Source organism: Pseudoroseomonas cervicalis ATCC 49957 (genome assembly GCF_000164635.1).
GTDB classification, from domain to species: domain Bacteria; phylum Pseudomonadota; class Alphaproteobacteria; order Acetobacterales; family Acetobacteraceae; genus Pseudoroseomonas; species Pseudoroseomonas cervicalis.
The window spans coordinates 389,489-394,044 of sequence record NZ_GG770780.1 but is presented as its reverse complement, the minus strand read 5'-3'; the positions used below and the strand labels follow the sequence as shown (position 1 = coordinate 394,044).

Sequence of the window (4,556 nt, the reverse complement as noted above, 5' to 3'; positions counted from 1 at the left end):
GCACCGCCTGCCTCGGCCCGACAGCGGGGGCGGGCGGCGCCGGCCGTTTCGACTCCCGCACGGCCTGCGCACCAGGAAACCCGGGGCGGCCTCGGCCGTTTTCCCTCCAGACGCCCATACGGCGCCGGCGCGGCACTGGAGCCGCGCCGTCGGAGGAAAGGCACTTCCCATGGACAAGAACCGCATCGAGGGCGCCGCCAAGCAAGCCAAGGGCGCCGTCAAGGAAGCCGCCGGCAAGGTCGTGAACAAGCCCGGGCTCGAGGCCGAGGGCAAGGCCGACAAGATGGAGGGCAAGGCCCAGTCCACCGTCGGCAAGGCGAAGGACGCCGTGCGCGACGCCACCCACTGACCGGGGCGGGAGGGCGTTCGCGCCCTCCCCCACCGCAGGGCGGCCACGCCGCTTCCCAGCCCGCCCCGCCGCGACAGGATCCGCCGCGCGTGGCGGGTTCCGGCGTGTCGGGACATCTCCCACCCGCCTCCGCAGCGCCTGGCCGCCCCATCGGATCAGCCTGCGGCCGCCCACCCCCGGTGCCCCGGGAGGGAATCCCCCAGATGAGCGCCACGACGCCTCATGACGCCTATGGCGCAACCCCGGCCGGCCCCGCCGTCGAGGGCGCGCCCAGCCTGCCGCCCCGCATCTCCTGGGGCGCGGTCCTGGCCGGCGCGGTGATCGCCCTGGCCGTCAGCATCACCCTGAACCTGCTGGGCGGCGCCATCGGCGCCACCATGATCGACGCGGTGCAGCGTGACACGCCCGACGCGTCGAGCTTCGGCATCGCCGGCGGCCTCTGGATGCTGGCCTCGCACCTGATCGCGCTGGGCCTCGGCGCCTATGCGGCGGCCCGCCTCTCCGGCACCGCCGACGGCACCGACGGCACGCTGCACGGCCTCGCGGTGTGGGGGACCACCGTGCTGTTCTCGGCCCTGCTGCTCGGCAGCGTGGTCAGCGGCGCGGTCTCCACCGCCACCACCAGCATCGGCAGCCTGCTGGGCGGCACGGCGAACGGCATCGGCCAGGTGGCCGCGACCGCGGGCGGCGAGGCGGCGGACCGCACCAGCACCGCGACGCTGCGCGACGCCGCGCAGTCGCTGGCCGAGCGGGCGCAGGCCGCGCTGACCGCCTCCGGCGCCGATCCGGCGCAGATGAGCAGCGACCAGCGCCGCGCCGAGATCGGCCAGCTGGCCGCTCGCCGCGTCACCGAGGGCCCGCTGCCGCAGCCCGAGCAGGCGCGCCTGGCGGCGCTCGTCGGCGCCGAGGCCGGCATCAGCGAGCCGGAGGCGCAGGCGCGCATCCAGCAGGTCGAGCAGCAGACCCGGCAGAGCCTGCAACAAGCCGAGGACCGCGCCCGCCAGGCCGCCGACGCGGCCGCTTCCGCCGCCGCCAGCGCAGCCTATTGGGCCTTTGGCGCGTTGATCCTGGGCGCCATCGTCGCGGTGCTCGGTGCCCGCGCCGGCACCCGCGCCATGGCCGACCATTTTCGTCGCCGTTGAACGACACCACGGAAGGAGCATACGCATGAACACTGATCGTCTCGAAGGCGCCGCCAAGACCCTCGCCGGCCAGGCGCAGGAGGGCTTCGGCAACCTGGCCAATGACGACCAGCACCGCGCCGAGGGCCTGGCCCGCCAGGCCGCCGGCCGCGTCCAGGAAGTCTATGGCGAGGCCCGCGACTACGCCCATCACGCCGGCGAGCGCGTGGTCCGCGTGGTCGAGCAGCAGCCCCTGACCTCCCTGCTCGCCGTCGGCGCGCTGGGCTTCGTCATCGGCCTGCTCTCCGCCCGCCGCTTCTGATTCTCTCGGCTGCCGGCCAGGGCCGGGACGGGGGGCGCTGCACGGGGCCGGGGCGATCCGGCCCAGGGTGGCGGGCTTCCGCGGCGCTGCGGCAGGGCGGAAGGACGAACCCCGGGGAGCTTCCCCGGGGTTTTCTCATGGGCGGGCGCGGAGCCGGCCGGCCAGCCGGCCATCCAGCGCCAGCAGGCCGAGCCCGATCAGCCCCATGCCGCCGAACTGCCCGGCCGAGAGCCGCTCGCCCAGGAAACCCACCCCCAGCAGCACCGCGCTGACCGGGATCAGCAGCGTCACCAGGGCGGTGTTGGTCGCCCCGGCCGTGGCGATCAGGCGAAAGAAGAGGATGTAGGCCAGCGCCGTGGAGAGCAGGGCCAGGCCGAGCACGGCGCCCCAGATGGCCGGCCCCGGCGCGGCGAGGCGCCAGGGCTGGTCGATCGCCAGCGCCAGGGGCAGGGCCATGGCGGCGGTGGCGGCGATCTGCCCGAAGGCGCCCACCGCGGGCTCCACCCCGAGGCGCCGGAAGCGGCGGCCATAGCTGTTGGCCAGGCCATAGGACAGCGCCGCGCCGAGGCAGGCCAGCACACCCCAGAGCGGCGCCTCCGCCGCACCGCCGCCCGGCCCGCCCAGCAGCACGGCGACACCGGCCAGGCCGAGCGCGACGCCCGCCAGCTTCCCGGCCGAGAGCGCTTCCTCCCGCGCCAGGAAATGCGCCACGAGCAGCGAGAAGACCGGCGTGGTGGCGTTCAGGATCGAGGCCAGCCCGCTGCCGATGACGGTCTGGCCCGAGAAGATCAGGGTGAAGGGGATGAGGCTGTTCAGCAGCCCCATGCCGAGAAAGGCCCGCCACAGCCGGGGCTCGCGGGGGATCCGGAGGCCGCGCAGCCGCAGGAACAGCCACAGCGCCGCGGCGGCGAGGCCGACACGCGCCAGCACCAGCGTCAGCGGCGGCCATTCGGACAGCGCCACCTTGGAGAAGAAGAAGGATCCGCCCCAGAGCAGCGAGAGCAGGCCGAGCAGCCCCCATTCCGGCGGACCCATCTGGCGAGGCTGAGACATGCGGCGGCGCCCTGCGCTGGAGGGAAAGCCCGGACATCCCGCGGAACGGCGCGACGGCCTCGCCGGAATCGGACCTCATCCTGCCAGGCCGCGGCGGGCCGGTGTAGAAGGGCGCCATGGCGCCTGCATCGGAGAGCTGGGAACGGGCCTGGGCGGAGCGCGACCCCGCCTTCGACGGGGTGTTCTTCGTCTGCGTCAGGAGCACGGGCGTCTATTGCCGCTGCGTCTGCCCGGTGCGCCTGCCCTTGCGCCGCAATGTGGAATTCGCCCCCAGCGCCGCGGCGGCCGAGGCGGCCGGCTTCCGCCCCTGCCTGCGCTGCCGGCCGGAGGCGGCGCCCCTGTCCCCCGCCTGGAAGGGCAGCCTGGCCTCGGTGGAGCGCGGCCTGCGGCTGATCGTCGAGGAGGGCGCGCTGGATGGGGAGGGCGCCAGCGTCGCGGCGCTGGCCGCCCGGCTGGGCATGACGGAGCGGCATCTGCGGCGGCTGTTCCGCCGGCATCTCGGCGCCACCCCCGCCGCCATCGCCAGCACGGCGCGGGTGCAGCGGGCCAAGCGCCTGCTGGACACGACGGAGCTGCCCATCACGCAGATCGCCCTGCAGGCGGGGTTCGGCAGCCTGCGGCGCTTCAACCAGGTCTTCGCCGCCACCTATCACCGCCCCCCCAGCGCGATCCGCCGGGCGCGGCGAGGCCGGGCGGCGCCGGCGGCGCGCTGACCGCCGCCCGCGGCGCGCTACCCCTCCGCCTCCAGCGCCAGGCGCGCCTGCTGCAACCGCGCCTGGCCGTCTGGGCCCAATTCGGGATAGCGCGGATCGATCTGCTCCAGCGCCTCGATCACCGCCTCCACCACCAGCAGCCGGGTCAGCCATTTGCGGTCGGCGGGGATGACGAACCAGGGCGCGTGCGGCGCGGCGGTGGCGCGGATCGCCGCCTCATAGGCCTGCTGGTAGGCGTCCCAGTGCCGCCGCTCGGCGATGTCGGAGGGGTCGAGCTTCCAGTTCTTGTCCGGCTCCTCGATCCGCTTCAGCAGCCGGGCGCGCTGCTCCTCGCGGCTGACATGCAGGAAGAATTTCAGCACCACGATGCCCTGGCGCGACAGGTAGCGCTCGAAGGCGGCGATATCCTCCAGCCGGTGCTCCCACATGGCGGGGCCCGTCACCTCCGCCGGCAGGCGCTGCCGCTCCAGCACCGGCTTGTGGATGCGCGCCACCAGCACCTCCTCGTACCAGGAGCGGTTGTGGATGCCGATCTGCCCGCGCGCCGGCAGCCGGGCGATGTGGCGGCGCAGGAAATCCTGGTCCAGCTCCTCCGGCCCCGGCGCCTTGAAGGCGTGCACCGAGCAGCCCTGCGGATTGACGCCGGAGAAGACGTGCTTGATGGCGCCGTCCTTCCCCGCCGCGTCCATCGCCTGGAAGATGACGAACAGCGCGTGCCGGTCCTGCGCGGCGAGCCGCCCCTGCAATTCCGCCAGCCGCTCCACCCCCTCGCGCAGCAGCTCCTCCGAGAGTTCCTTGGCGCCGGCCGGGGCCTCGCCACGGGTGGAGCAGGCGTCCAGATGGAACCCCTTGGCCCCGGTCACCCGGCAGGCGGCGACCTGGGCGCGGGCGAAATCACGGGGCATGGCGGCCTCCCTGGCTGGATGAAGCGGTCCGGCGCCCGCCCTCAGCGGGCGGGGGCGGTCTCGGGCGCGGCGGCGGGCGCCTCGGGCGCCGGC

6 protein-coding genes are annotated in these 4,556 nt (G+C 74.9%); 4 read left to right on the top strand and 2 right to left on the bottom strand.

All coding sequences use genetic code 11. From position 1 onward, the window contains the following. Window positions 1–169 precede the first annotated feature (169 nt). The 3 genes from HMPREF0731_RS15190 (at window position 170) to HMPREF0731_RS15180 (ending at window position 1,792) form a co-directional block, all read left to right on the top strand. The gene (locus HMPREF0731_RS15190) at window positions 170–349 is read left to right on the top strand and encodes a CsbD family protein (RefSeq protein WP_007005049.1); all 180 of its coding nucleotides are present in this window, start codon (window positions 170–172) and stop codon (window positions 347–349) included. Between the two features lie 203 nt (window positions 350–552). After that, a complete protein-coding gene (locus HMPREF0731_RS15185) occupies window positions 553–1,491 on the top strand; it encodes a hypothetical protein (protein ID WP_245538334.1) in 939 nt (312 codons plus the stop codon). A gap of 25 nt (window positions 1,492–1,516) precedes the next feature. Then, a complete protein-coding gene (locus HMPREF0731_RS15180; protein WP_007005048.1) occupies window positions 1,517–1,792 on the top strand; it encodes a CsbD family protein in 276 nt (91 codons plus the stop codon). Between the two features lie 135 nt (window positions 1,793–1,927). On the opposite strand, the gene HMPREF0731_RS15175 is transcribed toward HMPREF0731_RS15180, so the two are convergent. Beyond that, window positions 1,928–2,827, bottom strand: a complete 900-nt coding sequence (locus tag HMPREF0731_RS15175) for a DMT family transporter (protein WP_245538333.1) — start codon at window positions 2,825–2,827, stop codon at window positions 1,928–1,930. 134 nt (window positions 2,828–2,961) lie between these two features. Here HMPREF0731_RS15175 and HMPREF0731_RS15170 point away from each other — a divergent pair, with 134 nt between their 5' ends. Further along, window positions 2,962–3,558, top strand: a complete 597-nt coding sequence (locus tag HMPREF0731_RS15170) for an Ada metal-binding domain-containing protein (protein ID WP_007005046.1) — start codon at window positions 2,962–2,964, stop codon at window positions 3,556–3,558. A 17-nt stretch (window positions 3,559–3,575) separates the two neighbouring features. On the opposite strand, the gene HMPREF0731_RS15165 is transcribed toward HMPREF0731_RS15170, so the two are convergent. Beyond that, window positions 3,576–4,463 carry a PPK2 family polyphosphate kinase gene (locus HMPREF0731_RS15165; RefSeq protein ID WP_040613407.1) on the bottom strand — a complete coding sequence of 296 codons (888 nt, stop codon included), beginning with the start codon at window positions 4,461–4,463 and terminating at the stop codon, window positions 3,576–3,578. Window positions 4,464–4,556 lie beyond the last annotated feature (93 nt).

Bases quoted from the DNA above. Each gene is read 5' to 3' on its own strand.
- HMPREF0731_RS15190 (WP_007005049.1), top strand. From the start codon at position 170: ATGGACAAGAACCGCATCGAGGGCGCCGCCAAGCAAGCCAAGGGCGCC.
- HMPREF0731_RS15185 (WP_245538334.1), top strand. From the start codon at position 553: ATGAGCGCCACGACGCCTCATGACGCCTATGGCGCAACCCCGGCCGGC.
- HMPREF0731_RS15180 (WP_007005048.1), top strand. From the start codon at position 1,517: ATGAACACTGATCGTCTCGAAGGCGCCGCCAAGACCCTCGCCGGCCAG.
- HMPREF0731_RS15175 (WP_245538333.1), bottom strand. From the start codon at position 2,827: ATGGGTCCGCCGGAATGGGGGCTGCTCGGCCTGCTCTCGCTGCTCTGG.
- HMPREF0731_RS15170 (WP_007005046.1), top strand. From the start codon at position 2,962: ATGGCGCCTGCATCGGAGAGCTGGGAACGGGCCTGGGCGGAGCGCGAC.
- HMPREF0731_RS15165 (WP_040613407.1), bottom strand. From the start codon at position 4,463: ATGCCCCGTGATTTCGCCCGCGCCCAGGTCGCCGCCTGCCGGGTGACC.